Source organism: Mesorhizobium sp. M4A.F.Ca.ET.050.02.1.1, assembly GCF_003997725.1.
GTDB lineage: Bacteria > Pseudomonadota > Alphaproteobacteria > Rhizobiales > Rhizobiaceae > Mesorhizobium.
In genome coordinates, this window is sequence record NZ_RZSG01000966.1 from 1 (window position 1) to 2,021 (window position 2,021).

General features: G+C 63.2%; 2 protein-coding genes. Both read right to left on the reverse strand.

The window, feature by feature from the left end; genetic code table 11:
- On the reverse strand, positions 1-1,000 hold a 1,000-nt coding region (locus EOA33_RS33725), incomplete at its 3' end, for a glutamine synthetase family protein (protein ID WP_145989458.1).
- A 254-nt stretch (positions 1,001-1,254) separates the two neighbouring features.
- The gene (locus EOA33_RS33730) at positions 1,255-1,953 is read right to left on the reverse strand and encodes a GntR family transcriptional regulator (RefSeq protein ID WP_126058162.1); all 699 of its coding nucleotides are present in this window, start codon (positions 1,951-1,953) and stop codon (positions 1,255-1,257) included.
- Positions 1,954-2,021: the final 68 nt, after the last annotated feature.

The following is a 2,021-nucleotide window of genomic DNA, read 5'->3' on the forward strand; positions in this document are numbered from 1 at the left end:
AGACCATGCGGTTCTCGTAGCCCCAGGCAACCGCGGTCGGCGCGTAGGAGCGCGGCCGCAGCCGGCGATAGGAATTGAAGTGCGGGGCGAACACCAGCGTGCTCTCCGCCATCGCCGCAAGCAGCCCGCCGACTGCATGACGCATGGTGTCGGAGCCCTGGTCGCTGCCGTCGTCGAAAATGTTGCGGCCGTCCTTATCGATGACGCTGAAATGGACATGGAAGCCGTTGCCGGCGCGCTCCCCATAAGGCTTGGCCATGAAACAGGCGGCAAAGCCGTGCTTGCGGGCGATGCCCTTGACGGTGCGCTTGAACAGAACGGCGTCGTCGGCGGCGCGCAAGGCGTCCGGCACATGGTTGAGGTTGATCTCGAACTGGCCGACGCCGTTCTCGGCGATCGCGGTGTCGACGGGAATGCCTTGCATGCGGCAGGCCTCGTAGACGTCATGGATGAAGGCCTCGAAATCGTCGATCTCGTCGATCGAGAGCGCGGCATCGGAATCGAGGCGCCGGCCAGTGATCGGTGAAACCGGACCGACGGGGCGCTGCGACGTGGGGTCGACGAGGTAGAATTCGAGCTCGGTCGCGGTGACCGGGGTCAGGCCGAGCGCGGCGTAGCGGTCGAGAATGCGGGCGAGCGCGCGGCGCGGGTCGCCGAGATAGGGCGCGCCGTTTTCATCGGCGAGCCACAGCGGCAGAAGCGCTGTCGGATGCGCCGTCCAGTTGACGGGCAGGATGCCGCGCCCGGTCCACTGGCAAAGCCCGTCGGCGTCGCCGGTCGAGAAGACCTGCGCATTGCCTTCGATATCCTCGCCCCAGATGTCGAGCCCGATCAGCGAGTAGGGCATGCGCAGCTTGCCTTCGAGCGCCTTACGCGCCTGCTCGACGGGAATGCGCTTGCCGCGCATGATCCCGTTCAGATCGCACACCGCGGCCCTCAGGCTCTGGATGTCCTCCCTGCTTTCAAGCCAGTTCAAAACGTCCGCAATTGCATCGCTCAATTTCCAGCCCCTTGGTTCTTTCTGTAGCCATCGCGGCTACGATATCCATTTTTCAGCTTGTGAGTTCATGAAAGGTCGCCATGGATGCTTCCAGGCAATTTTCCTTCATTTTTTCAATTTGCTAGCTGGGATATCGGGGGGCATTTCAGGTCCGTATTGTGCGATCTGCGATCGCAACATAGCTGGATGACGCGGGAAAGCCAAGCCGTGATTTGGCGCCTTCGGCTTGTGCTCGAATGGGCCCTGCAGTCTGCCTAGTGGCGCAGGTCCGGGAATTTCACCTGGCCGAGGATATGTGTCGCACCCTCGTCGATGTCGCGCACGATGGCCGCGCGGGCCCGTTCGCCGTCCTGCGCCTCGATCGCCGCGACGACTTCCTCGTGATAGTCGATGCCGAGAATGCCGGCGAGGCCGTCCTCGAAGCCGATCGCCAGGTTCCTCAGGAACGGACCGACCTGCATCCACACCGTCTCGATCAGGAAGATCATCTGCTCGTTGCCGCAGTGGCGGTAGATCGAGAATTTGAAGTCGTGGTTCTTGCGCAGATAGTCGTCGATGTTTCCGCCGCGCGCGGCCTGGGTGAGCTCGGTGCAATGGCGGCGGATGGCGCGCAGATTGTTGCCGTTGATGCGTTTCGTGGCGAGCTCGGTGGCCGTACCTTCCAGGATGGTGCGCACGGCGGTCAATTGCGAGAAGCGTTCGGCCGAGATCAGCGGCACCTCGACGCTGCCGTTCGGCATCGGGCTCAGTGCCCTCAAGGCCTGCAGCCGGGTGAAGGCGCTGCGCACCGGCATGTCGCTGGTGCCGAGCTCCTTCGCGAGCTTGCGCGAGGTCAGCTTCTGGCCGGGCTGCAACTGGCCCGACATCAGAGCCCGCACGAGCTCCAGATAGACTTTCTCATGCAACGGAACGGTATCGACAGCGGTCAGCCCGAATTGCGATTTGTCGGCCATTGGCGATGCGTTGCTTCACTCGTCCTGAAATCTGCCCGGTCGGCTCTGTCGGCGGCCCGGATGTGTTG

What these genes read in the sequence shown, in the direction of transcription:
- EOA33_RS33730 (WP_126058162.1), bottom strand. Translation starts at nt 1,953, where the DNA reads ATGGCCGACAAATCGCAATTCGGGCTGACCGCTGTCGATACCGTTCCG.